Genomic DNA, 23,877 nt, shown 5'->3' with positions numbered 1-23,877 from the left:
GGCAGGGGCCGCTCTTCCGACGGCTCTCCCCCGACCCGATCGTGGCCGTGACGAAAACCCGGCACCACCGGTTGCGCAGGTGAACACCGGGGCTGTCGATATACAATATACACTCCGGAGCAAAGGCGGTATCATTCCGAAGCCAACGGCCCGTTTCGAGAGTGCGGCGCCGGCAGGTGAGCGCCGGCTGCCACCGTCGGAGGTATCGGGGGTCTCCGAGGCGCGGCGGTCGCCCTGGCTGGCGTCCCGCATCATGCCGCATCGCCTCGTCCGCCCGAACCGGAAGCGGCTGCCCGCTCCCCGGCTTCCCGAACGGCGGCAGGTCGGGAGCGGAGTCCCCTGCAGAATGGGTATGCCCAACCATGCAAAGAAATGACAGGGGTCGTGACGATCGCCCCGAAGGCCCCTGGAATCCAGGCATCCAGTCGGGGTTCACGCGCGAACTGCTGGCACTCTCGACCATTTTCCGGCCGGAGAACTCCTTCAACAACATCGCGCAAGCCATGGAACTCCGGGACGTCACCGGACTGTCGCTGGAGGATCTGGCGATCTTCCGGCCGGAACGGCTGGCCCTGCACGAGGTGCTGGTACGGGTCACGGCGGACTACGAGATCCCCGATCCCGAAGACGCCAGCGTCAGCAGCCTGGGCATGAACCTGCGGCGCATGACGCAGACGCTCATGACGCTGGTCGTCGAACCGCACCGATCCCAGCTCGACGACCTGTACCGTCAGGCGAGATCCGAGCTTGAGACCTTCATCGGAAGCGAACTGTCGGGTTCGTTCCGCCGTTCCTCGACCGATCCCGGCAGGGAGCGGGACGCGGCTCCGCGCGGTCTCTGGACCTGGTTCCGCAGGTCGCCCGGCGTCGCGGCGGCACCCGCGGTGGAAAGCGAATGGGACCGCGACGAGCGGGTCGTCCGCACGTGGAGCATGCGGGCGCACGCGAGCGAGGCGGCGCTGGACAAGGCTGCCTTCCGGTCGCTCGTGAGGGTCGCTTCGGCTACCCGCCTGAAGCACGGCCGGATCCTGGGAGAGCACACGTTTCTTCCGTCCCTCGCCCTGGGCCTCGCCTGCAACGACTATGGCGGCAGGGTCATTGGTCAGTTCCTCGAGCCGAAAATCCGCGACGTCGCGCAACGGAAAGGATTCCGGCAGATCCCCGCCCAGGATCGGCCGGTCACCATGCTGACCAAAGGCGCTTCCGCCTCGGGGAAGAGCACGATGCGGCCCCTGCAAAGGAAGCTGGCCGCGAAGATGGGAATCCAGTGGAACGACTTCGCGCTGATAAGCCCCGATACCTGGCGGAAGGCCCTGCTCGATTTCGATTCACTGGGTGCCTTGTACAAGTATGCGGGGATGCTAACCAGCCAGGAAGTCACGCTGATCGATCGGAAGCTCGATGCCCATCTCGTACGCAAGGGCGACAAGCGGCAGACCTCGCACCTCCTGATCGACCGCTTCCGCTTCGACAGCTTTGCGCTCCATTCGGACGAAAGCAAGCACCTGCCGTCCCGCTTCGGCAACCTGCTGTGCTATCTGTTCATGGTGACTCCCCCCGAGGAGACGGTCGAGCGCGCTTGGCAGCGCGGCCTGGAAGTCGGCCGGTACAAGTCGGTGGACGATCTGCTCGCGCACAACGTGGAGGCCTATACGGGGATGCAGAACATCCTGTTCGGCCGCGCGCTGGACCTGAACATGTCCGTCCACTTCGAGTTCCTTGACAACAGCGTCCCGCGCGGAGAGGTGCCTCTCACGGCCGCGTTCGGCTGGAGCGGCGAGATGAACATCCTGGACGTCCGCTGCATACTCAACCTGGAGCGATACCGGAAGATCAACGTCGATGCCCGCCGGCGGGAGGAGGTCTATCCGGACCAGGCGACGATGGCCGCGGAGAACAACGCGGGATATCTAGCCCGCTGCATACGGAAATTTTCCCGGGTGAACTTCGCCGACCGCGGCACGGGGCGCATCTATGCCCGCTTCGAGGCAGGCCAACTCCGCTGGACCGATCCGGATGCCCTCGCGACCGCGAGTGCGGACCCCGAAGTGCAGGCCGCCCTGCACGCGGTCGCCCCGGACATGGCGAAATTGGCGCCTTGGCCCGCCACGACGCCAGAGTTTCTTCAACCCGCCCGCTTTCACACGATCGGCCGATGGGGCGGTTCGGCTCCGGCTGGCTCTCGCGACGTCGTGGCGTAACCCCGGCGGGGAAATCCGACGGGGAAGGGGGGAACTGCGCGGGTCGGATCGGTGCCGCGGCATCGCCGTATTAAACTCATAATCTATCTTATGGAAACTAAATCGTTCCGAACGGTCCCGCTCGATCCCTGTTGCGGTTCTCGAGACTTCGGAACAGACGGGGAGAACACGTGATGCGGAGAGATGCGGACTGGATTTCGATGCGCGGCATCCTGGCCTTCGCCGGCGGCGCCGCGGCGGCCCTGATCGCCAGCCGGCTGCTGCCCCCGGTCGTGGCGCAGGCGGCGGGAACGGCCCGGGCTTCCGCCGGCCGGGACGCCTTCGATGCGCTGGCGCGCGACCACCGGGTCATCCTGTCGCTGCTGGACCGGATGGAGCATAGCCCCGACGATGCCGTCTTCGACCGGACGCAACTGCTGCTCCGCCTGAAGCACCGCCTGGCCGCCCACGCCATGGCGGAGGAGGACGTGGTCTACCCGCTGCTCCACGACCGCGCCCAGGCCGTCGAGCATACGAGGCAGCTCTACAGCGAGCATGCCGAGATGAAGATGCACCTCTACGCCCTGGAGCAGATCCCCAAGGACGATCCGCGCTGGCGGACCCGTGCCGGGGAACTGAGGCGGCTGATCGAACACCATGTCGACCAGGAGGAGGAGGTCGATTTCCCGAAGCTGCGCCAAGTCATGGACCAGCGGGAAACGGCCAGGATGTCCGGCGAGGTTCACCGCGAGAAGGCCCTGCTCCTTTAGCGCGACTTGATCAGCCAAGCCGCTCCCGTGCCGAGGCCGACGATCAGCAGTCCGGACAGGACGAACAGGGTGCCGAAGCCGTAGGCGTGGGAGATCGGGCCGCCGAGGATCGGCCCGAGCCCCTGGCCCAGGAAGAAGGACGAGGCGAACAGCGCCAGCGCGGAGCCGCGGGCGCCGGGAGCCAGTTCGGTCGCCTGGGTCTGCATGGTGTTGTGCAGCATGTAGAAGCCGAACCCCGCCACCACGAACAGGCCGGCGACTGCGGTCCAGGGCAGCGGCGTGGCGACCAGCATGTAGGCGAGGCCCGCCACCGCGCCGCCGATCCGCATCATGCCCCACTGGCCCAGGCCGGCGACCAGCCGGCGCACCACCAGGCTGTAGAGGATGCCGCCGACCGCGAAGCCGGAGATGGCGATCCCCGCCTCCAGCGAGCCGGTGCCGCCATGGGGCACCAGCATGGGGGCGACGAAGGGGAAAACGCCGAAGATCAGGATCCCCTCCCCCGCCACCGTGGCGAAGACGAACAGCGAGGCCGGGTTCGCCAGCACCGTCCGATAGCGCGCGATCGAGCCGCCGAGCGACAGCTCGCCCCGGGTCCGCTCGCCGTGGAGGAACAGCAGTGAGGCCGCCAGGGCCAGCCCGGCCACGACGGCCGACAGGGCGAACACCGCGCGCCAGCCCGCCACCTCGGCCAGGGCGCCCGAGATGGCGGAGCCGGAGAGCTGGCCGAAGATCACCGCGACCAGGAAGCGGCTGATCGAGAACTGGCGTTCCGCATAGGCGACCCGGTCGCCGATCAGCGCCATGGAGGCCGGGATCACGCCGCCCGCGAAGCCGCCGGCCAGCGCCCGCGCCGCCAGCACGCTGCCATAGCCGGGCGCCAGCGCCGACAGCGCAAGCCCGACCGTCAGGACCGCCAGCGAGATGCGGATCAGCCGGATCTTGCCGATCGCGTCGCCGACCGGGCCGAGCACGAGCTGCATGATCGCGTAGGGCAGCGTGTAGGCGGAGGCGAGCAGCGCCGCCTCCCGCAGGGTCACGCCCAGGTCGTCCGCCAGCACCGGCAGCAGCGGGTCGGTGGCCCGCAGGGACAGGGCGCTGGCGAAGCCGGCCAGGCCCAGGATCAGGATGAACGGCATGATCGATGCTTCAAGGGGTTTGCCGGGACGGCAGGACGTGTCGGTCGCGCCCGGCGGCGATGCCGAACAGGGCCGCGACCAGGCAGACGCCGACGAACAGCAGGCCGACCGCGTGCCAGCCGCCGGTCCAGTCGTGCAGCAGCCCGACCCCCAGCGGCCCGCAGGCGGCCAGGGTGTATCCTACGCTCTGCGCCATGCCAGAAAGATATGCCGCCACGTGGCTGTCCTTCGAGCGCAGCACGATGATGGTCAGGGCCAGCGCGAAGTTGCCGCCCTGCCCGATCCCCAGCAGCACGGCCCATAGCCAGACCGAGCCGAGCGGCGCATGGAAGAAGCCCAGGATCCCCGCCAGGGTGGAGCCCATCAGGATGACCGCCGCCAGGCTCTGCGACGGGCGGCGGGTCGCCAGCAGCGGGGCGGCCAGCGCCGCCGGGATCTGGACCATGATCGAGCAGGAGACCACCAGCCCGGCCATGACCGGGTCCAGGCCGCGGTCCCGCAGGATCGGCGCCAGCCAGCCGAACACCATGTAGGCGACCGCCGATTGCAGGCCCATGTAGAAGGTGACCTGCCAAGCCAGCGGGTCGCGCCAAAGCCCGAACACCGGCAGCGTCGGCGGCCGGGCCGAGCCGCGCCCGCTCCGGTCCGCCAGCGGGAACCAGACCAGCGCCGCGACCAGCGCCGGCAGGCCCCAGGCGGCCAGGGCCGCGGCCCAGCTTCCGTCGAACGCCGCCTGGAGCGGGACCGTCAACCCGGCGGCGCCGGCGGCGCCGGCGCACAGCGCCATGGTGTAGACGCCGGTCATCAGGCTGGCATGGGCCGGGAAGTCGCGCTTGACCAAGCCCGGCAGCAGCACGCCGATAACCCCGATGCCGAGGCCGGCGACGATCGATCCGGCCAGCAATCCCGGGAAGCCGGCGAGGCCGCGCAGCGCGGTTCCCGCCGCCAGGACCAGCAGGAACAGCGCGATCGCGCGCTCCGTGCCCAGCCGCCGCGCCGTGCGCGGCGCCAGGAAGCCGGCCAGCCCCAGGCAGAGGACCGGCGCGGTCGTCAGGATGCTGGCGCCGAACGCCGAGACACCGGTGTCTCGGATCACCTCCGGCAGGATCGGCCCGAGGCTGGACAGCGCCGGGCGCAGGTTCAGCGCCACCAGCACCAGCGCCGCCCCCAGCAGCAGGATGCGGCGGGGCAATTTCGTTTCGGAGGCGGAAGTATCCTCGGCGTCGATCAGGAGATCATCGGCCAGCGTCGGCTTCCGGCCCTGCGCGGCCACTCTGTTCATCGGGAGGCGACCCACGGTTACGGAGAATTCCCGACGTGGGTAACATCCCGGGAGGGTCAAACCGCCATGCTATTTCCGCAGACTGGTCAGTCCCCGGGCGATCCTCCGGCGGACTTGTCAGTGCCGGGTGGCGGAGATCCCGTCCAGGACGGTGGTCGGCAGGCCCATGAACAGGTCCGCCTCCTCGTCGTCGACCAGGGCGGTGTAGTCGGCCAGCGGCAGCAGGCGCAGCACCGAGGCGGTTCCCTGGGCGTCGAGGTCGCAGACCGCGACCCAGGAGCCGAAGCCGATCGCGAGCGCCGCCACCTCCGCCATGCCCATGTCGAGCAGTTCGCGGGCGATGGCCTCCTCCAGCCCCGAGATCTCGGCGCAGTTCAGGCGGGCGTCGCGGAACGAGGCGGGGCCGGACGGCCAGACGACGCGGTTCACCGCCGCCTGCTCCGCGTCCGGAGCCGCCTTGGCCCCTTCGTCCCAGAGTTTCTCATCAACCAACAGCAAGACCTGTATACCTTCAAGATACGTGTCGGTCTGGCAGACCGCCACCTGCCCTGCCGCCCGGGCAACCGCGAAGCCAGCATCCGTAGTCGTCGTCGCACCGCCCGCCGCGAGCTTCCGCACCGCCGCGAGGATCTCGTTGCGGGTGCTTTCCGGCAGTGCCTCGAACTCCCGATCGGCCGGGGAAAGGAATTCAACGTCGAACATGCTGGTATCACCGATACTATGGTATTTGCAGGGTCAGTCGCGCAATAAGTTTGCGCATCCGTTGGTTAACGATCCCTGAACCCGAAGCCGGCCATACCGGGTTATACCTAATGGGTAGTCGCCGCCTGGGCGGTGCGCAGGCGCTGGGCGTAGATGTTGATGACCAGGGCCGCCAGCAGGATCAGCCCGCGGATCAGGATCTTCAGGAAGCTGTCGATGTTGATGTGGTCCAGCCCGTTGTTGAGCACGCCCAGCACCAGCAATCCCACGATCGTGTTGCCGATGCCGCCCCGCCCGCCGAACAGGCTGGTGCCGCCGACCACCACGGCGGAGATCGAATCGAGCAGGTAGCTGTCGAACTCGTTCTGCTGGGCGCTGCCGAAATAGGCCACGCCGACCATGCCCGCCACGCCGGAGCAGACGGCGGAGATGATCATGACCGAGGCGATCACCAGCTTGACGTTGACGCCGGAATATTCCGCCGCTTCCCGGTTGCCGCCGACCATGTAGACGTACCGGCCGAACCGCGTGTATGTCAGCACCAGGTGCCCGACCAGCAGGAACGCCGCCGCGACGATCACCACATAGGGCACCGGCCCCAGCGCCTGCTGCCCCAGGGTCTGGACCAGCGGCGGGACGTTGTAGGCGATCTGGCCGCGCACCAGCATGGCGCAGATTCCCGCCCCGATCTGGAGCATGGCGAGCGTCATGATGAAGGACGGGATGCCGATCCGGGTCACGCCGAAGGCGTTGACCGCCCCCAGCGCGAAACAGGCGCCGAACGCGAACAGGATGGCGACCCAGCCCGGCATCGGCACGTGGGCGATGTTGGCGTAACTGTCCTGGAGCGTGAAATAGGCCAGCACGATGCCGGTGGCGTTGGCGACGCTGGCGACGCTCAGGTCGATCTCGGCGCACAGGATGACGTAGGTCAGGCCCACCGCCATGATCGCCGTGATGGAGATCTGGTTGAGGATGTTGCCGACATTGTCCAGCGTCGCGAAGGACGGGCTGGCGATGGAGAAGAAGGCGACCAGGAACAGCAGGGTGATGAAGGGCGCTATGTTGCTCAGCCGCCCGCGCAGCCAGCTCATCACTGGGGATCGGTTCCCGCTGCCGGCCCGGTCGGTTTCGGTCACGCGTGCGCTCATGTCGGTTCCTTGAAAATGACTCTGTTCAGGCGGCGTCCAGCAATCTGTCCTTGCTCACCGTCTCGCCGGCGAACTCGCGGGCGACCTCGCCCTTCTTCATCACCAGGATGCGGTCGGCCAGGGACAGCACGGTCTCCGGCTCGCTCGACACCACGACGATGCCGACGCCCTGCTCGCGGAGCGACCGCACGATCCTGACCACGTCCTCCTTGGCGCCCACGTCCATGCCGCGGGTCGGCTCGCTCAGCACCAGCACCTTGGGCAGGTATGTCAGCCACTTGGCCAGCCCGACCTTCTGCTGGTTGCCGCCGGACAGGGTGCCGAGCGGCTGGTCCACGCGCGGCGGCCGGATGCCCAGGCTGGCGACGTGCCGCCCGGCGATCTCCCGCTCGGCCGCCGGCCGCAGAAACACCGGATGCAGCCGCTCCAGGATGGAGATCGACATGTTCCGGTACACGGGTTCATGGGCGAACAGCATGGACCGCCGGCTTTCCGGCACGAAGGCGACTCCTGCCCGCTTCGCCGCCGCCGTGCCGTTCAGCACGACCCGCCGCCCGCCGATGGTCAGCGTGCCCGTGTCCGGCCGCAGCTTGCCGAACAGCGCCCGGGCCAGCTCCAGCTGGCCGGAGCCCATGAAGCCGTAGATGCCCAGCACCTCCCCCGCCCGCACGTCGAGCGTCACGTCGCGGAACGCCCGGCCGTGGCCCAGGCCCGACGCCGTCAGCACCACCTCGGCGTCGGGCTTGCTGTCGAGCATCAGCTCCGAGGTGTAGCTCTCCTCCAGGTCCTCGTGGCCGGCGCCGATCATGTTCTCGATCACCCAGCCCTTGGAGGCCCCGGCGGCCGGCGCGGTGACGATCTTCCGGCCGTTGCGGAAGATCGTCACCGTGTCCGACACGTCCAGGATGTCGTCCAGGAAGTGGGAGATGAAGATCATGCTCTTCCCGGACGCCCGCAGCCCGCGCAGCAGGCCGAACAGCCGCTCGATCTCCGGCGGGGAGAGGGCGGAGGTCGGCTCGTCCAGGATGATGATCCGGGCGCCCGAGAACAGCACGCGGCTGATCTCGATCAGCTGCTGGAGCCCGATCGGCAGCGCGCCGATGGGCGTCCGGGGATCGACGTCGATGCCCAGGCTGCGCAGGTGCTCCGCCGCCAGGAGGTTCATCCGCCGCCAGTCGACCACGCCGAAGCGGCGGACCGGCTGGCTGCCCAGGAACACGTTCTCCGCGACCGACAGGTCGGGCACGATGCTGAGTTCCTGGTGGACCATGCCGATGCCGGCCTTCAGCGCGTCGCGGGCGGAGCGGAACCGGCGCTCCCGCCCGTCGATCCGGAAGGTGCCGCCATAGTCCGCATGCACGCCCGCGATGATCTTCATCAAGGTGCTCTTGCCGGCCCCGTTCTCGCCGACGAGACCGTGGATCTCGCCCGCGCGCAGGGTGAAGTCGACCTCGCGCAGCGCCGCGACGCCGCCAAACGACTTGGAAATGCCGGTCAGCTCCAGGAGCGGCGGCGCTGCCGCCGCCGGGTCGGTTTCCATGCTGGTGCTCCAAGGAGGTTTGCCAAGACGCGTCGGCGGCCCGGGAGGAGGGGCGGCGTCCCCGCCGCCCGAGGTGCGCGGGACGCGCACCCTCCGCCCCTCAGATCAGGTAATGGTCCTGCATCCACTGCATGCCGGGCGCGTTCGCCTTGGTCACCACGGGGCCGTCGGTGATGATGTGCTTGGGAATGCCCTCCCCGCTCTTCTCGCCGTTGACAACCGCCGCGACGCCCGCCAGCACCGCGCCGCCGTGGATGCGGCACGACGGGTTGCGCACCGTCGCGTGCATGCGGCCCTCGCTGACCGCCTGGATCGCCGGCGGCATGGCGTCCACCCCGCCGATCTTGATGTCGGTGCGGCCCCGGGCCTTCATGACGTTCCAGGCGGCGAGCGCCATGTCGTCGTTATGGAAGAACGCCGCGTCGATCCTGGGATACTTGGTCAGGTGGGTTTCCCAGATCCGCACCGCCTTGGTCACGTCCCAGTCGGCCGGCGTGGTGTCCAGCACCTCGACCTTCGGGAACTTCTTGACCACCGACTCGAAGCCCCTGGCCCGTCCCTGGGCGCCGGTATGGCCCAGCGCGCCCTGGGTCATGATGATCGTCCCGGCGCCGCCGATCTCGTCCAGCAGGGCCTGGGTGACCGAGGCGCCCATGAATTCGTTGTCGGGGGCGAGGAAGCTGTGGACCTTGATCTGCTCCAGCGGGGCGATCAGCGTGTCCATGTCCAGCACCGGGATACCGGCATCGATCATCTTGTTGACCGGCGCGGTCAGGGTGCCGATGCCGAACGCCTGGATCGCGACGAAGTCCCACTTCTGGGACGCCATGTTGTCGATCGCGGCGCGCTGCTTGGTGGCGCTCAGCTCGCCGTCGAACCAGGTGATCTCGACGTTGAGAAGCTTGCCCCACCATTCGGCGGCGCGCTTGCCCTGGGCGCACCAGGTCGCCTGGAGCCCGGCGTTGGAGAAGGCGGCCCGGAGCGGCTTTTCCGACCGCGCGGTCTCCTTGGCCATCTCGGCCGCGAAGGCGGGGCTGAAGCCGAGATCGAAGCCGAAGCCGCCGGCCAGGGCGGCGCCCGCCCCGGCGGAAGCGCCGGCGGCACGGATGAAGTCACGCCGCGACGGCTGCCGCGGTCCCTTGGTGCTGGACATCGTTGTTCCTCCCGAACCGGTTCGGATCGTTGGACCCGTTACGTTATCCTTGCCGAGCCGCCTGTCCCGAACCCATGCAGGCCGGGGCGCCGAACCCGGTGCGGCGGCGGAACCTTGATGGCCCGTCCGACGCATGACGAGTGTGACATAGCCCCGTCGGGCCGCAACGATTTCTTCGGGAGGACTCCCGCCGGTCACGCCCCGGCGATGAATTCGTCGGTCGTGGCGAGGGTCGCGTAGGCGAATCCCAGCGCGCTCATGAAGGCGGCGTGGGCCTGGGCGGCCGGGACTCGGACCCCGTCGAATTCCAGGTCGCGCGACGCGCAGGCGTCGTGGACCACGGTGCAGGCATAGCCCAGGTCCTTGGCGGCCCGGGTGGCGGCGTCCACGCACATGTGGCTCATGGCGCCGCAGATCACCAGGTCGGTGATGCCGTCGCGGTCGAGGATGTCCTTCAGCCCGGTCTCGCGGAAGGCGTTGGGATAGTGCTTCAGCACGACGGTCTCGCCGTCGGCCGGCGCCACGGCGGGGTTGATGCGGGCACCGTCCGAGCCGGGCGCGAAGAACGGCGCGTCGGCAGACTGGAACTCGTGCCGGACATGCACGACCGGCTCGCCGGCGACGCGGGCCGCCTCGATCAGCCGGGCGGCGTTGGCGGCGGCCTTGTCCATCCCGGTCAGCTCCCATTTGCCGCCGGGGAAATAGTCGTTCTGGATGTCGATGACGAGCAGCGCGCGCTTGGTGGTCATGGTGCCGTTTCCTTGTTCGCGGGATTCATGGGGTTTGCGGGGCCGGAGGGGTACCGGGCGCCGGTCCTCCGCTGGAGGATGTAGATGTAGAGGATCGCCGCCCGGTTCACCCCCCGGCTCATGTCAGCATCCGTATACATCCGTGATGACGGGCGACGGCCGAGGGGCGGATTTTGCGGCCCGTGCCCCGCTCTGCCCCGGCTCCCGCCGAGACAGGATGATGACATCCCCCTCCCCCCTTATGTCAGCATTTGTCATGATTGCGGTCGGAAAGGTGGGGAGCGGCATGACGGGACCTTTTCCGGGTGGTGGCCCGGGCATGGTAGCGCTTACGTCGTAGGAACACAATCCTTTTACACGGGACGGGCGCGCAATCCCGGCCCGGCGCGACCGGGAACCGGGCGATACCCCGGCGGTTGACAGGGCATTCCCCGAACCACTCCGGTGCAGTCATGACTTCCCGTCCGGCCGTCGTCGCCTTCGACATCATCGGCACCGTCTTCTCGCTCGAACCGCTGCGAGGTCCCCTTGCCGGCCTGGGACTGCCGCCCGGTGCGCTGGAACTGTGGTTCGCCGAGGGCCTGCGCGACGCCTTCGCCCTGGCCGCGACGGGAAGCTTCCAGCCGTTCCGGAGCGTCCTGGACGCGGCCCTGGAGCAGGTGCTGGCGGAACACGGCCGGAGCGCCACGGCGGCGCAGCGGTCGGACGTGCTGGACGGCATGAAGCGGCTTTCGCCCCATGCGGACGCGGGGGAAGCTTTCCGGACCCTGGGCGATGCCGGTATCCGCATCGTGGCGCTGAGCAACGGCGCGGCGGCGTCCACTCGGTCGTTGCTGGAAGCGGCCGGCCTGATCCGGCATGTGGAACTGGTCCTGTCGGTGGAGGATGTCGGCCTGTCCAAGCCAAGGCGGGAGGTTTACGAGCACGCGGCGCGACAGGCCGGGGTGGAGCCCGGCGCGCTGGCGCTGATCGCGTGCCATCCCTGGGACATCCACGGCGCCAGGACCGCCGGGCTGTCCGCCGGCTATGTCGCCCGGGGCCGCCCCTTCCCCGCCGTCATGCAGGCGCCCGACGTGTCGGGGGAAAGCCTGTCCGAGGTGGCGCGGGCCTTCGCGGCGATGTGACCGGCGGCGAGGCGGAGGGTGAACCGGGACGCCGCCGGGCGGTGTGTTCAGGTCAGGAGGGAGGAGTCGTTGCGGGTATCCTCGCGATCCCTATACCCGGGTTTCGACCATGGCGGAGGGTTTGGCAAAGACTGCCAAAATCTGCCATACTCGAACGCGAGGAGGAGCCGATGGCGACCATGAACGTATCCCTGCCTGACCCGATGAAGGACTGGGTCGAGGCTCAGGCAAGATCCGGCCGGTACAGCAATGCCAGCGACTATGTCCGCGACCTGATCCGGAAGGACCAGGAACGTGTCGGCAGGCTCGCCGAATTGCAGGGATTGATCGACGAAGGTATTGCCAGCGGCACCAGCGGCAGGAGCATGGGCGAGATCCTGCACGAGGCTCGCCGCCGTGCGGAAGCCCCCGGCAAGAATGAACTTCAAGACGACTGAAAAGGCTGATGAGGATATCATCGGCATTTACGTGTATGGTATGCGCCGGTTCGGAACCGAGCAGGCTGAGAGGTACCATGCCGGACTGATCGAATGCTTTTCCTTCCTGTGCGAGCATCCTTTCGCCGCGCGGGAACGGTCGGAGTTCGATCCGCCTGTTCGTCTATATTTCCACCAAGCCCATGTCGTCGTCTATCTTGTCCGGGACGATATTTTGCTGATTGTCCGCGTCCTGCACGGGCGGCAGGATTGGGAGCGGCATCTCCGACCATAGCAGGATAATGGCCGCCGTTTCTTCCCCAGAGCGGTTTACCACCGGGCTGACGCGGACCATGCAGCCTGCCGTTCCAGTCGCCGCGCTGCATTGGGCCGCGGCCCAACCTACGGTTTGATGCAGGGCGGAGGTGATGCTGGCCGTCGATCGTAGGTTGGGCCGTGGCCCAACGCAGCGGCCCGACTGTCCCGGCTGGACCCAACCTGAATGGGTGCCGCTCTAGTACTAGTTTCCGGTGCAAAAAGATTTGAGCCAAACGCTGCGGAATGCCGTGTCCCGGCGCCGTGGGCCGGGATGGACGGCCGTTGCCCACGGTCCGACATGGTTGGAGGGGGCGCCCTTCGGAGGGTTGGCAGCCATGATCGTGGACCGCTATCCGCCCATCGACCTGTTCGCCCTGGCGCCGGACCTTGACTTCGGGTTCGACCCGGTGCTGCGCGAACTGGACCGCCTGCTCGAGGACGAAACCGTCCTGCGGGGCGTCAAGGCCGACTTGGCGCGGCGCTCGCGCCGCAGCCTGACCGCGGGGCGGCCGAGCACGCCGGTCGAGGTCATCGTCCGCCTGCTCGTGGTCAAGCGGCTGTACGGCTGGAGCTACGAGGAGGTCGTGCGGTTTGTCGACGGCAGCCTGGTGCTGCGCCAATTCTGCCGGGTCTACCGGGAGGCGGTGCCGACCGACACGACGCTGCTGCGCTGGGCTGCGGTGATCGCGCCGGCGACGCTCGCCGCGCTCAACGACCGGGTCGTGGCGCTGGCCCGCGACCTCAAGGTGACGCGCGGCTCCCGGCTGCGGCTCGACAGCACGGTGGTCGAGACCACGATCCACCACCCCAGCGACAGCGCCCTGCTGGACGACGGCGTGCGCGTGCTGGGCCGGCTGGTGCGTCGCGCCAAGGCGGTGCTGGGCTCGGCCGCCGACCTCGGCAAGCGGGCCTTCCAGGCGCATGCCCGAAGCGCGCGCCGCCTCGTCCAGCGGCTGCACCGCCTGGGCCGGCGCACGGGCGACGCGGCGGCCCAGGCGATGCGGGCGGCCTATGCCCGGCTGATCGAGGTGGCCCGGAAGAGCCGCCGCCAGGCCGCCCGGGTCGCCGCCGCCCTGCGCACCCGGACCGAGCCCGCGGCCCGCAAGCTGGCCCAGCGCCTCGAGGCGATGGTGCCGCGCCTGGACCGGGTGCTGGACCAAACCGAACGCCGCGTCCTGCACGGCGAGGCGGTGCCGGCGGGCGACAAGATCCTCAGCCTGTTCGAGCCCCATACCCAGGTCATCGTCCGCCACAAGGCCGGCAAGCCCGTGGAATTCGGGCGCAAGGTGTGGCTCGAGGAGGTCGAGGGCGGCATCGTCAGCGGCTGGCGCGTGCTCGACGGGCCGGGCCAGGACGCTCCGTTCCTGATGCCGAGCCTGGAGGCGCACCGGCGGCGCTTCGGCCGGCCGCCCCGGCTGGTGGCCGCCGACCGCGGGGTCTTCTCGCGGGACAACGAGGTCCAGGCCAAGCAGGCGGGCGTCCGGCGCGTGGTGATTCCGGCGACCGGCCAAGTGCCGCCGGAGCGCCGCGCCGAGGAGCGCCTGCGCTGGTTCCGCAAGGGCTTCCGCTTCCGCGCCGGGATCGAGGGGCGGATCAGCGTGCTCCAGCGCGCCTACGGCCTCGACCGCTGCCCCGACCACGGCGAGGCCGGCCTCGGGCGCTGGGTCGGCTGGGGCATCCTCGCCGCCAACCTGGAGCGCATCGCCCGCACCCTGGCCGGGCGCGTCGCCGCCCAGGCCGCTACAATGCCCCTAAAATGATTTTGCACCGGAAACTAGTACTACAGCCGGGATTTATTGGTTTGAGCACGCCGCTTCCAGTGGCTGCGCCGGGCCCGTTGCTGGTGCCGCCTTCGCCAGCACGACCAGGCGATAACGGCGCTGGGATCGACGGGTTTCTGGATGGCGAGGTGGTACAGCAGGTGGCGGATCTCCGGCACGGTCAAGGGCAGCAGATCGGCGGCCAGATTGGGCGGGTCTTCTCCCCCCGATAGCCGCCTTGCGCAAGACGGTCAGATAGGCCAGGGCGAGCATCGCCAAGGTGATGTGTCGATGCCACCCGGTCCAGGAGCGCACCTCGTACTGATCCAGCCCGACCTCACCCTTAGCCGCCTCGAAGCACTCCTCAACCCGCCACTCCTAACACCTCTGTAAGTTTGACTGCTCCGAACCCGGCGCCCAGAGTGGGCTGCGACGCGTTGCTGTCGCTGGCACGATGGTTGGCAGGTCGCCATGAGCGATCGGAGGCCGGCGAGCCCGGAGATCTGGCAGACTGTTCCGGCGGATCGGAAGTCCCACCTGATCCGTCTCCTCGCCGGCATGGCCTGCCGCACCCTGGCGGTGCCCGAACCGTCGACGGAGGCGCCTCATGAGCACAATCACGGCTGTGGTCGCCGGACGCGACGGCGGCAAGCTGACGGCGGACCACTTGACCCGGTCGGCCGTCGTCTATGTCCGCCAATCGACCCTCCAGCAGGTTGAGCGCCACCAGGAATCCACTCGCCTGCAATACGCCCTGGTCGAGCGCGCCGTGACCCTGGGATGGCAGCGTCGCCAGATCCTCGTTATCGACGATGACCTCGGCCGATCCGCAAGCTCGGCCGAGGGCCGGCCCGGGTTCCAGCACCTCGTGGCCGAGGTCGGCCTGGGCCACGTCGGCATCGTGCTGGGCATCGAGATGTCGCGGTTGGCGCGGTCCTGCCGCGACTGGCACCAGTTGCTCGAGATCTGCGCGATCTTCGGGACGTTGCTCGGCGACGCCGAAGGCATCTACGACGCGAAGAATTTCAACGACCGCCTCCTGCTGGGCCTCAAGGGCACCATGAGCGAGGCCGAGTTGCACATCCTGAAGACGCGCATGCTGCATGGCAAGCAGGCCAAGGCCGACCGGGGCGCTCTCCAGCTCTGCCTGCCGCGCGGCTATGTCCGGCAGCCCGACGGGACCGTCATTCAGGATCCCGACGAGCAGGCGCGCGCCGTCGTCGCCCTGCTCTTCGACCTGTTCGACCGCCATCGGACGCTGAGCGGCGTCCTGCGCCACTTGGTCGAGCACGGGATCGAGCTGCCGTACCGGACCGGGGGACGGCCCGGCGAGCCGCTCGCCTGGCACCGCCCGAACCGGGCCACGCTGAGCAACCTCTTCCACAACCCGATCTACGCCGGGGCCTATTCCTACGGCCGACGGCCGACCGATCCGCGCCGCCAGAAGGCCGGGCGGCCCGGGACCGGCCGCCGGGTCGCCGCCCCGGGCGACTGGGCGGTGCTGCTCAAGGACCGCTTCCCCGCCTACATCACTTGGGAGCACTATGAGGCCAACCTTCGCCAACTCGAGGCCAACATGGCGCAGGCCACGGGGGTGAGCCGCGGCGGGACCGCGCTGCTGTCGGGACTGGTGGTCTGCGGCCGCTGCGGCCAGCGGATGACCACCCAGTACAGGAGCAACGGCCACGCCGCGCGCTACGTCTGCAACCGGGCGGCATCCAGCTACGCCGCGCCGCTGTGCCAATCCCTGGTCGCGGCGACCGTGGACGAGGCGGTCACGGCCCTGGTGCTGCAGGCGCTGGAGCCGGCCGCCCTCGAGGTCAGCCTGCGCGCCGCCGAGGACCTCGCCGCCGAACGCGCCGCGGTGCAGCGGCACTGGGCGCAGCGGCTCGAGCGGGCGCGCTACGAGGTGAAGCGGGCGTTCCGGCAATACGACGCGGTCGAGCCCGAGAACCGTCTGGTCGCCCGCACGCTGGAACGGCACTGGGAGGCGGCGCTGGCGGCCGAGGCCGACCTGCGGGCCGAGTACGAGCGCTTCCTCGCGCACCAGCCCGCCGTCCTCAGCGGCGAAGAGCAGGCGGAGATCCGCCGCCTGGCCGCGGATCTGCCGGCGCTCTGGCACGCCCCGACGACGACCATGGCGGACCGGCAGGCCGTCGTCCGCCAGATCCTCGACCGGGTGGTGGTCGGCGTGGAGGGCCACAGCGAGACCGTCACGCTGGAGTGCCGGTGGGCCGGCGGCCACAGCACCCGCACCACGCTGGCCCGGCCGGTCGCCCGCCTGGAACAGCTGAGCACCTACCCGGCGTTGCTGGAGCGGGTCGCCGCCCTGCATGCCGACGGCCGGACGGCGCCGGCGATCGCCGACACGCTCAACGCGGAGGGCTGGGTCCCGCCCAAACGCCGCGGTCCCTTCTCGGCGGCAACGGTCCGGGGCCTGCTCTACCGGCAGGGGCTGAAGCGGTGGCCCAACGAGCGGGCCCGGCGCACCATGACGGCATCCCCGCACGATTGGACGCTGGAGGCCCTGGCCCGTCACCTGGACATCCCGAAGCCGACGCTCTACGCATGGCTTCGCAAGGGCGTGATCACCGGCCGGCTGGTCACCGGGGAGGGCAAGTCAGTCTGGATGATCCAGGCCGACGACGCCGAACTGGCCCGGCTACGGACCTTGCACGCGACGCCACGCATGTGGAACCCGGGCTCGCCCGACCCTGTCGAGGACGGCCCGATGTAATTACGGAGGCATCATGTCTGGTCGATCTCGATGGTCCAGCGCGTGCCCGCCACCCGCACGAGATCGGCCAGCGTCGTCCCCGGTGGGGCGGAGGTGAGATAGAACGCCAGCTCCTGTTTCTCGCCGAGGCTGCGCCGGATCAGCAGCGCCTTTCCCCAGTTCTCTGGGACAGCGCCGCGGAAGGGCAGGAAGGCCCAGTCGTATAGCCGCGGGCCCTTGGCTCCGGCGCCGGCGCTGAGCCGGTGCCAGCCGTTGGCCGGAACATCCTCGACCCAGTCGAGCACCGGCACGAGGCCGAGGTGCTGAGCGCTGGTCACCGCCAGCACGTAGCCGACCCGGCGGCGTTCCAGAAAGCGGCGCAGAGCGCTGTCGCCCCCATAGACACAGTCGCCGGTCACCCAGGCACACGGCACGCCGGCATCAAGGGCGCGCTCCAGCATCGCAATGCCCAGCTTGGGCTTGGTGGCGAAGGACACATCTTCTGGTACCCAGGCGATCCGGCGGCGCTCCGCGTCGCCGGCCCATGTCTTGGGCAGGTACAGCGCACGGTCGAGCAGGGCGTGGCCCTGATGGCTGGAATAGCCGAGAAAGACGCCGACCTGACAGTTCTCGATGCGCCCGGCGGTGCCGGAATATTGGCGCTGGACACCAACGGAGTGCTCGCCTTTCTTGATGAAGCCGGTCTCGTCGAGCGCCATCACCGCGTCTGCATCGCCCAGGTGCTCGACGACATAGGCGCGCAAATCGTCGCGCACCGCATCGGCATCCCAGCGCATGCGAGACACGAAGTCCTGCACGCTGTCAGGTGAGGCATCGCCCGCCGCCTCGGCAAGGTGCCAACCGTTCTTGCGCTCCAGTGGCGCCAGCAGACCGTTCAAGTAGCTGCGGGCGCGCTGGCGTGCCTCAACCCGATGGAAGCGCGGCGCGATCCGCTCCATCAGTTCGTCCAAGCCCCGTGTCCAGTCCTTTGCCGCTTCTACGCTTGTCATGACCGCCATCCTTGCTGCCTGACAAACTCAACAGCTATTCAAAAGAAAAATCCCGGCTGTAGTACTAGATGTGTAGTTGCGGAACGTTGTTGGGATCCGGTCTGTTGGGCGATAGAGGCTTATGCCTGGCACTTCGCCGGCCCGCTGGGCGCCCGGGAGCACCAGCCAGTCCGGTCCGTCGCAGCCGATGAAGAGCCAGATCTTCCGAACGGCGGTGGGCGGTCAAGCCCGCAGCCGCCGCGCTAGCGGCGGGGGCCCGCAGGGCCAGGCTTGAGGGCCCACCGCCGTTCGGAACACCCTGATCATCGGTAAGCGGCGGATGTCGAACGATCCATGGAGGCCTGCCCATGTTTCAGATCCATCCCAATGCCAGAACCACACCGGCCGTGCGTGCCGAAATCGCTCGTTCGACCGAGCCCTCCGGCGAGCTGGCCAAACGCTACGGCGTCAGCACCGAGACCATCCGCAAGTGGCGCAAGCGCGGCGCTGAGGATTGCCGGGACCGTTCCTCGCGGCCCACGCACCTGCGCTGGCGGGCCACCGACGAAGAGCGCGCTATCGTCTGCCATCTGCGCCGCATGACCGGCTTCGCGCTCGACGACCTGACCTTCACGCTGCGGCACTTCCTGCCCCACCTCAACCGCGACAGCATCTACCGCATCCTCAAAGCCGAAGGTCTGGGCCGGCTGCCGGTTCCCTCCATCCCCCGGAAAGTCACCAAGCAGTTCAAGGAGTACGACCTCGGCTTCGTGCATATGGACATCAAACATCTGCCCAAGCTGCACGTGATCGGCTCCGGACCGCGCAAGCGCTACCTCTACGTCGCGATCGACCGCGCCTCGCGCATGGTTCACCTCGCCGTCAAGGACGAGGAGACCGAAGCCTGCGCCACGGCCTTTCTGAGAGAAGCGGCCGCCGCCTTCCCCTTCAAGGTGACCCATGTGCTGACCGATCGCGGCAGCTGCTTCACCGCTGACGGCTTCGAGGCGGCCTGCCGCAAACTGGGCATCGACCACCGAAAAACCAAACCGTACACGCCCCAGACCAACGGCATGGTCGAGCGCTTCAACGGCCGCATCGGGCAGGAGGTGCTGGTCATGTGCATCGGCACCCACGACGCCCTCGAACGCCTGCTCCACGGCTACAACCTTGCCTACAACGCACGACGACAACGCGTCCTCAACGGCCAGTCACCCGACCAGGTCGTCCAGACCCGTCTCGGGGAAAAACCTGAGCTCGCCAATCCGGCCTACCAGATACCCAGCCCATGCGACCGCACCAGAACCAAAATCGCCGCCCAGCTGACCGTCTACAGCGCCAAGGACGTATCGCATCCGGACAACTAGACCGTCAGGGTCGCGAAGAGGCAAGCCGTATGCAGTCTCATGCAGGCGTGCGGCTTATCGGGGGAAAGCCTGTCCGAGATGGCGAGGGCCTTCCCAGCGATGTGCAAGGCGAACCGGGACACCGCCGGGGGCAGTCAAAGAGGCATGAATGTTACAGGTGCTGGTCGGTCCGCCGCGGGTCCGGCCACGCGACCGCGATCAGCACCGGGCGGTCTTGGGCGATGGTGCTGTCCGGCTCCGGGGCGAGCGGCACGGCGACGGCCTTGAGCATGCCGTCGCGCTCGGCGGCGCGGGGGCCGGGCCATCTCCGTCGCCGAAGCGGAGCTTTCCGGCGGGGCCGCTCGGGACTTCGCGGTCTGCCGGCTGTTCGGGTTGCCCCTGCCCGAAGATGCCGACCTGGAAGGAGCATTGCGGTTCGCACGGGAAGAAGGGCATGCGAAGGCATCGGAACTGTATCGGATGCTCGCCGAAACGGCTCCCTCGATTCCCATCGTCAGCGCCGCCTGGGCCGAAATCTCCGCGCAACTGCCGGCAACCGTCGAGCGGGACCGACTTCAGAGACAGATGGTCGAAATGGGCGTCTTCGCCCGCCTGTCATCCTGCCTTGCCGAAAGCGATGCCGGGCATATCGAGGATATCGTCTTCGATTTCGCACTGCATCCCGGCTTGATCTCGGTGCTGGGCCAGCAACCCACCAAGCTGCTCGCCTCGCTGGTAAAGCGGATCCAAGGGGCCTCATGGTGCGAGGACTCGCGGAAGCCACGGGAGTGTCGCCGCCGCATCAATCCGAAACTGAGTCGGGGAAGAAGCCGGGGAGCTTAGATGCGTTGGCTCGGATGCCATTTATCCGGCGCGCGGGAACGCGAAGGATGCGGTGGCCGCCCTCCGCGCGCTGCCCAAGCCCCCGGATGTGGAAGAGCGCGATCCGATCGACGTGCCGCTCAGGGGGCGCGACTGATCGGAGCCGCGCGATTTGGATTAGCGAAAAAAAAGGGGTCAGAGTGATTTCAGCTTTCGATCTCCCTCCTTCCTCCGGATGATCGCTTCGGCTGGACTTCAGAGGCCGCCCCTCGTCCGGGCGGCCGCGCGTGTCGGTCAGGAGGTCGGCACCGCCGGCGCCTTGCCATCCTGCGGAGGGGTGGCCGGAGGCTGGAGGCTCTTGTCGGCGGCGGGCTTGAACTCCAGGTGGACGGAGCCGTCATACTTGTTGTCGGCACCGGTCGCGCTGTCGATCGCCCATCCGATGGCGCCGCCGAGGATCAGGTTGCCGGCGGTCATGCCCGCCACGTCGGACTTGTTGAAGTAGCTCGCCTTCTCGAAGCCGTCCTTCGTGCATTCGACGTTGATGTCATGCTTGGTCTTGTCGATCTTGACCTGGCCCGGCGTGGGGTTGACCCGGCCGATGACGATGCCCTGCCGGACAAGGGCCTAGTCGGCGCCGGCCGGGTTGGTGCTGACGGAGATCACCTGGGAGGTGCCCTCCGTGATGCTCGAACAGCCGGAAACCGCCACCGCCGACAGCAGCAGGGCGGCAAAGCGTGCTTTCATTTATCGACTTCCCTTTTTCGAGGCTCCGCGGAAAGGCGGGCGGCCGACAGCCGGCACATATCGGGACGGGAATATACCTCGAAGGTTAGGGTATTTCCGGTTTACGTGGTTCCGGAGGGGGGCGCCGATTGCCGCAGTGCCGCGCCCGAGGGGACCGGATGGCTCAGCGGAACGACCACAGCATCGACAGCGGCAGGCACACCCTCCCCGCCCCCATCGGCATCAGCTTGTCGCCGAGATATACTACGAAGCCGACCGATCCGGCGGCGTATCCCTGTCCCGGGCCGTCGCTCAGGAACCAGTCGATATGCTTGAAGTCGGAGGGGCTGACGGATGCGGACGCCTTCATCTCGAAAAGGGCGAGGCGGCGGCCCGGTCCTTCGGCGATGATGTCGATCTCCCGGTCCTTCGAGCGCCAATGGAAGAAGTTCCAGGCGCTCCGCGTCAGTTCGCGCGTCTTTTCCAGCTCCGTATAGACATAGCTTTCCAGGATGGCGCCCAGGGCGGTGGGATCGGCGCCCAATTCGAAGCTGGCCGGCGTCTCGCCGCGGATCGCCGAGGCACAGCCCATGTCGAGCAGGTGGAGCTTCGGCCAGTGGACGCTCAGGTCGCGCCGGGTCGCGGACGGGGACCAGGAAGGAAGGCGGCTGACGAGGCCGACCCGTTCCAGGATGTCGATCCAGCCGGCGAGGGTTTCGCGCCGGGCTCCGACCGCCTCGCACAGCTTCGCCATGTTGAGTTCCTGCGCGGTGCGGGCGGCCAGCTGGTTGACGAGGCTGCGCAGCAGTTGGGGTTTGCGTACGGGGGCGACCACGGGAACGTCGCTGACGATGATGCTGTCCATGTAGCTGTCGTAGCGGCTCCGGCGGCTGCGGTCGTCCAGCGTGCGGATCTCGGGGAAGCCGCCTCTCAGCATCAGGTCGATCGCGTCGCTCCGCTGGAAAGGGAGGGGTTGCGGCAGCATCGGCAGGACGGCGGCGGGTCCGGCTTCGACCGCGTCGAGCAGAAGGCATGGCCCGGCACCCTGGATTTCCGCCGCGCTCAAAGGGCGCAGGGTGAGCGTTCGGACCCTTCCGGCCAGTGAGTCCCCGGCCTCCCGCAGCCCGAAGACGTCGGCCGACCCGGTCAGGATGAACTGGCCCCTGACATTGTCGTCGTCCACGATGCGCTTCAGCGCCAGCGTCATCTCCGGCACGCGCTGGACCTCGTCCAGGGCGATCGGCAGCCCTGTTCCCTTGTGCCGGTCCGCGAGGCTTCTCAGCAGTCCGTAGGGATCCGCCCGGATCGACTCGCGGGCGAGGTCGTCGTCCAGGGTGACATAGTCGGCGATGGGCACGAGTTCCCGGATGAGGGTGCTCTTGCCCGCTTGCCGGGGACCGACGACGTTGACGATGCGGCTGGTGTCCAAGGCGGCGATCACCTGCGGGGCAAGGTGGCGATCGATGACCCCGGCCCTACCCCCGTTCCGTCGCACCATCGCCGCCTCCTGGAATGATCCCGACGCCCATGGTTGGCCGGGCCGTTCTCCAGAGGGAGATAGCGGAAAAATCTGCTAGTAGATAGTAGAAAAATCTACTAGTAGCCCTGCTGAATTTCACGATCCGTCACCGACCGGGCGCCGCTTCGCCGCCCTGAAGCTTCCTGCGGGCGGGGCTGCGGCTCCCGACATGTTCGGAGTAGGACCGCGTGATTTCCGCCCCGAACAGGAAGATGGTGGCGGAGTAATAGACCCAGAGCAGGATCACCACGAAGGACCCGGCGGCACCGTAGGCCGAGGTGACGCCGCTGGTGCCGAGATACAAGGCGATCAGGGACTTGCCGATGGTGAACAGGACGGCCGTGACGGCGGCTCCCAGCCAGAGATCCTTCCAGGGTATCCTGGTGTCCGGGAGCGCCCGGTAGACCAGCGCGAACAGGACCGTGAAGACGATCAGGGAACTGATCAGGTTGGCGGTCCAGACCAGCGCGAAGGCATCCGGCATCAGGCTCTCGTACCACCGGCCGAAGGCCGCCAGGACCGCGCTGACGATCAGCGACACGATCAGCAGGAAGCCGATCATGCCGATCAGGGCAAGTCCCTTCAGCCGCACCTTGACCAGCCAGGTGATGGTGGAGTTCCCGGGCGGCTCGGCTTTCCAGATGCGGTTGAGCGAGGTCTGAAGCTCGGCGAAGACGGTGGTCGCGCCCACCAGGATCGTCGCGATGCCGATGATGCCGGCCAGGGTCCCGGCCTGGGCATCGTCGGCCCGGGCGGCCAGCCCTTGCAGCGTCGTGACGGCGTCCTCCCCGATCAGCCGGCCGATCTCGTCCATCAGCGCGCCCTGCGCGGCTTCCCGGCCGATGACCAGCCCGGCGACGGCGGTGACCAGGATCACGAACGGGGCGAGCGCGAAGATGGTGTAGAAGGCGATAGCCGCTCCCCGCGTCATGGCCTCGTCGTCGATCCAGCCCATGGCCGCATCGTAAAGTATCTTCCAAACCAGCCTGATGAAACCCATGCCCGGCCCCTCCTCATTCATCACGATCCCCAGAACACTTCGCGGGGCATGATAGGGAAAGGGGCCCGGCACGGTCTTCGGCCGCAGCCGGGTCGAGCCCGTCGGCTACGGGTTCGGGATCACAGCTCCAGGAAGCTCTTGAACCCGCCGTAGATCATGCGTTTCCCGTCGAACGGCATGTTCTCCATGCTGTCCTTCAGGCGCGGGTCGGCCATTACCTTGGCATTGACCGCGTCGCGCTGTTCGCGGGACTCGTAGGTGATCCAGGAAAACACGACCACCTCGTCGTCCGTCGCCTGCACGGCGCGCGGGAACGACGTCAGCTCGCCATAAGGCGTGTCGTCGCCGATGCATTCGACGAACGACAGCGCGCCGTGCTCCTTCCAGATCTTGCCGGCGTGGCGGGCCATGGCCTGGTAAGCCTCGATGTTCTGCCTGGGAACCGCGAGCACGAATCCGTCGACATAGGGCATGA

20 protein-coding genes and 2 pseudogenes are annotated in these 23,877 nt (G+C 68.2%); 9 read left to right on the top strand and 13 right to left on the bottom strand.

The window, feature by feature from the left end; translation table 11 throughout:
* Window positions 1–362: 362 nt before the first annotated feature.
* Window positions 363–2,201, top strand: a complete 1,839-nt coding sequence (locus tag JL101_RS30990; protein ID WP_203104433.1) for a DEAD/DEAH box helicase family protein — start codon at window positions 363–365, stop codon at window positions 2,199–2,201.
* Between the two features lie 173 nt (window positions 2,202–2,374).
* On the top strand, window positions 2,375–2,950 hold the full coding sequence (locus tag JL101_RS30985; protein WP_203104430.1) for a hemerythrin domain-containing protein: 576 nt from the start codon (window positions 2,375–2,377) through the stop codon (window positions 2,948–2,950).
* Here JL101_RS30985 and JL101_RS30980 read toward each other — a convergent pair.
* The 7 genes from JL101_RS30980 to JL101_RS30950 all read right to left on the bottom strand — a co-directional run bounded on the left by JL101_RS30980 (window position 2,947) and on the right by JL101_RS30950 (window position 10,666).
* Window positions 2,947–4,089, bottom strand: coding sequence for an MFS transporter (locus JL101_RS30980; protein WP_203104427.1), 1,143 nt, complete (start codon window positions 4,087–4,089; stop codon window positions 2,947–2,949). The two genes, JL101_RS30985 and JL101_RS30980, sit on opposite strands and share 4 nt — an antisense overlap.
* A 10-nt stretch (window positions 4,090–4,099) precedes the next feature.
* Window positions 4,100–5,371, bottom strand: coding sequence for a CynX/NimT family MFS transporter (locus JL101_RS30975; protein WP_203104424.1), 1,272 nt, complete (start codon window positions 5,369–5,371; stop codon window positions 4,100–4,102).
* A gap of 117 nt (window positions 5,372–5,488) precedes the next feature.
* The gene (locus JL101_RS30970) at window positions 5,489–6,073 is read right to left on the bottom strand and encodes a hypothetical protein (RefSeq protein WP_201082952.1); all 585 of its coding nucleotides are present in this window, start codon (window positions 6,071–6,073) and stop codon (window positions 5,489–5,491) included.
* Window positions 6,074–6,180: 107 nt separating this feature from the next.
* Window positions 6,181–7,167, bottom strand: coding sequence for an ABC transporter permease (locus JL101_RS30965; protein ID WP_228435591.1), 987 nt, complete (start codon window positions 7,165–7,167; stop codon window positions 6,181–6,183).
* 82 nt (window positions 7,168–7,249) lie between these two features.
* On the bottom strand, window positions 7,250–8,764 hold the full coding sequence (locus JL101_RS30960; RefSeq protein WP_203104419.1) for a sugar ABC transporter ATP-binding protein: 1,515 nt from the start codon (window positions 8,762–8,764) through the stop codon (window positions 7,250–7,252).
* A 100-nt stretch (window positions 8,765–8,864) separates the two neighbouring features.
* The gene (locus JL101_RS30955; protein ID WP_203104416.1) at window positions 8,865–9,917 is read right to left on the bottom strand and encodes a sugar ABC transporter substrate-binding protein; all 1,053 of its coding nucleotides are present in this window, start codon (window positions 9,915–9,917) and stop codon (window positions 8,865–8,867) included.
* A gap of 194 nt (window positions 9,918–10,111) precedes the next feature.
* Window positions 10,112–10,666: a cysteine hydrolase family protein gene (locus JL101_RS30950; RefSeq protein ID WP_203104413.1), complete on the bottom strand. Its 555-nt coding sequence runs from the start codon at window positions 10,664–10,666 to the stop codon at window positions 10,112–10,114.
* A gap of 452 nt (window positions 10,667–11,118) precedes the next feature.
* On the opposite strand from JL101_RS30950, the gene JL101_RS30945 reads away from it, so the two are divergent.
* From JL101_RS30945 to JL101_RS30930, 4 genes are all read left to right on the top strand, one after another.
* The gene (locus JL101_RS30945; RefSeq protein WP_203104410.1) at window positions 11,119–11,790 is read left to right on the top strand and encodes a haloacid dehalogenase type II; all 672 of its coding nucleotides are present in this window, start codon (window positions 11,119–11,121) and stop codon (window positions 11,788–11,790) included.
* A gap of 131 nt (window positions 11,791–11,921) precedes the next feature.
* The gene (locus JL101_RS30940) at window positions 11,922–12,227 is read left to right on the top strand and encodes a type II toxin-antitoxin system ParD family antitoxin (protein WP_407697457.1); all 306 of its coding nucleotides are present in this window, start codon (window positions 11,922–11,924) and stop codon (window positions 12,225–12,227) included.
* Window positions 12,208–12,501: a type II toxin-antitoxin system RelE/ParE family toxin gene (locus JL101_RS30935; RefSeq protein ID WP_203104403.1), complete on the top strand. Its 294-nt coding sequence runs from the start codon at window positions 12,208–12,210 to the stop codon at window positions 12,499–12,501. Before JL101_RS30940 ends, JL101_RS30935 begins: the two co-directional genes overlap by 20 nt.
* 358 nt (window positions 12,502–12,859) lie before the next feature.
* Entirely contained in the window at window positions 12,860–14,284 is a 1,425-nt protein-coding gene (locus JL101_RS30930) for an ISNCY family transposase (protein WP_203104400.1), read from the top strand.
* A gap of 33 nt (window positions 14,285–14,317) precedes the next feature.
* Here the strand turns inward: JL101_RS30930 and JL101_RS30925 are convergent.
* Window positions 14,318–14,659 (bottom strand): annotated as a pseudogene (locus JL101_RS30925) (IS701 family transposase); the annotation flags it as partial.
* Between the two features lie 232 nt (window positions 14,660–14,891).
* Between JL101_RS30925 and JL101_RS30920 the strand changes: the two are divergent.
* Window positions 14,892–17,021: a recombinase family protein gene (locus JL101_RS30920; protein WP_228435389.1), complete on the top strand. Its 2,130-nt coding sequence runs from the start codon at window positions 14,892–14,894 to the stop codon at window positions 17,019–17,021.
* A 26-nt stretch (window positions 17,022–17,047) separates the two neighbouring features.
* Here JL101_RS30920 and JL101_RS30915 read toward each other — a convergent pair.
* Window positions 17,048–18,010, bottom strand: a pseudogene (locus JL101_RS30915) (IS701 family transposase); the annotation flags it as partial.
* A gap of 347 nt (window positions 18,011–18,357) precedes the next feature.
* Here JL101_RS30915 and JL101_RS30910 point away from each other — a divergent pair.
* Complete coding sequence (locus JL101_RS30910) at window positions 18,358–19,356, top strand: IS481 family transposase (RefSeq protein ID WP_203102166.1); 999 nt, start codon at window positions 18,358–18,360, stop codon at window positions 19,354–19,356.
* A gap of 372 nt (window positions 19,357–19,728) precedes the next feature.
* Window positions 19,729–20,178, top strand: a complete 450-nt coding sequence (locus tag JL101_RS30905) for a hypothetical protein (RefSeq protein ID WP_203102165.1) — start codon at window positions 19,729–19,731, stop codon at window positions 20,176–20,178.
* A gap of 273 nt (window positions 20,179–20,451) precedes the next feature.
* Here JL101_RS30905 and JL101_RS30900 read toward each other — a convergent pair whose 3' ends face one another.
* The 4 genes from JL101_RS30900 to JL101_RS30885 all read right to left on the bottom strand — a co-directional run bounded on the left by JL101_RS30900 (window position 20,452) and on the right by JL101_RS30885 (window position 23,875).
* Entirely contained in the window at window positions 20,452–20,634 is a 183-nt protein-coding gene (locus JL101_RS30900) for a hypothetical protein (RefSeq protein WP_203102164.1), read from the bottom strand.
* A gap of 433 nt (window positions 20,635–21,067) precedes the next feature.
* Window positions 21,068–22,381 carry an ATP-binding protein gene (locus JL101_RS30895; RefSeq protein ID WP_203102163.1) on the bottom strand — a complete coding sequence of 438 codons (1,314 nt, stop codon included), beginning with the start codon at window positions 22,379–22,381 and terminating at the stop codon, window positions 21,068–21,070.
* A gap of 127 nt (window positions 22,382–22,508) precedes the next feature.
* Entirely contained in the window at window positions 22,509–23,402 is an 894-nt protein-coding gene (locus JL101_RS30890; protein WP_203102162.1) for a YihY/virulence factor BrkB family protein, read from the bottom strand.
* A 119-nt stretch (window positions 23,403–23,521) separates the two neighbouring features.
* Entirely contained in the window at window positions 23,522–23,875 is a 354-nt protein-coding gene (locus tag JL101_RS30885) for a DUF1428 domain-containing protein (RefSeq protein WP_203102161.1), read from the bottom strand.
* Between the last annotated feature and the right edge of the window lie 2 nt (window positions 23,876–23,877).

It is taken from the genome of Skermanella rosea (assembly GCF_016806835.2).
Lineage (GTDB): Bacteria > Pseudomonadota > Alphaproteobacteria > Azospirillales > Azospirillaceae > Skermanella > Skermanella rosea.
Note: the sequence above shows the minus strand (reverse complement) of the source record. Positions and strands in the feature narration are given on the sequence as shown.

Coding starts and splice junctions, on each gene's coding strand:
- JL101_RS30990 (WP_203104433.1), top strand. CDS start 363: ATGCAAAGAAATGACAGGGGTCGTGACGATCGCCCCGAAGGCCCCTGG.
- JL101_RS30985 (WP_203104430.1), top strand. CDS start 2,375: ATGCGGAGAGATGCGGACTGGATTTCGATGCGCGGCATCCTGGCCTTC.
- JL101_RS30980 (WP_203104427.1), bottom strand. CDS start 4,089: ATGCCGTTCATCCTGATCCTGGGCCTGGCCGGCTTCGCCAGCGCCCTG.
- JL101_RS30975 (WP_203104424.1), bottom strand. CDS start 5,371: ATGAACAGAGTGGCCGCGCAGGGCCGGAAGCCGACGCTGGCCGATGAT.
- JL101_RS30970 (WP_201082952.1), bottom strand. CDS start 6,073: ATGTTCGACGTTGAATTCCTTTCCCCGGCCGATCGGGAGTTCGAGGCA.
- JL101_RS30965 (WP_228435591.1), bottom strand. CDS start 7,167: ATGAGCTGGCTGCGCGGGCGGCTGAGCAACATAGCGCCCTTCATCACC.
- JL101_RS30960 (WP_203104419.1), bottom strand. CDS start 8,764: ATGGAAACCGACCCGGCGGCGGCAGCGCCGCCGCTCCTGGAGCTGACC.
- JL101_RS30955 (WP_203104416.1), bottom strand. CDS start 9,917: ATGTCCAGCACCAAGGGACCGCGGCAGCCGTCGCGGCGTGACTTCATC.
- JL101_RS30950 (WP_203104413.1), bottom strand. CDS start 10,666: ATGACCACCAAGCGCGCGCTGCTCGTCATCGACATCCAGAACGACTAT.
- JL101_RS30945 (WP_203104410.1), top strand. CDS start 11,119: ATGACTTCCCGTCCGGCCGTCGTCGCCTTCGACATCATCGGCACCGTC.
- JL101_RS30935 (WP_203104403.1), top strand. CDS start 12,208: ATGAACTTCAAGACGACTGAAAAGGCTGATGAGGATATCATCGGCATT.
- JL101_RS30930 (WP_203104400.1), top strand. CDS start 12,860: ATGATCGTGGACCGCTATCCGCCCATCGACCTGTTCGCCCTGGCGCCG.
- JL101_RS30920 (WP_228435389.1), top strand. CDS start 14,892: ATGAGCACAATCACGGCTGTGGTCGCCGGACGCGACGGCGGCAAGCTG.
- JL101_RS30910 (WP_203102166.1), top strand. CDS start 18,358: ATGTTTCAGATCCATCCCAATGCCAGAACCACACCGGCCGTGCGTGCC.
- JL101_RS30900 (WP_203102164.1), bottom strand. CDS start 20,634: ATGACCGCCGGCAACCTGATCCTCGGCGGCGCCATCGGATGGGCGATC.
- JL101_RS30895 (WP_203102163.1), bottom strand. CDS start 22,381: ATGGTGCGACGGAACGGGGGTAGGGCCGGGGTCATCGATCGCCACCTT.
- JL101_RS30890 (WP_203102162.1), bottom strand. CDS start 23,402: ATGGGTTTCATCAGGCTGGTTTGGAAGATACTTTACGATGCGGCCATG.
- JL101_RS30885 (WP_203102161.1), bottom strand. CDS start 23,875: ATGCCCTATGTCGACGGATTCGTGCTCGCGGTTCCCAGGCAGAACATC.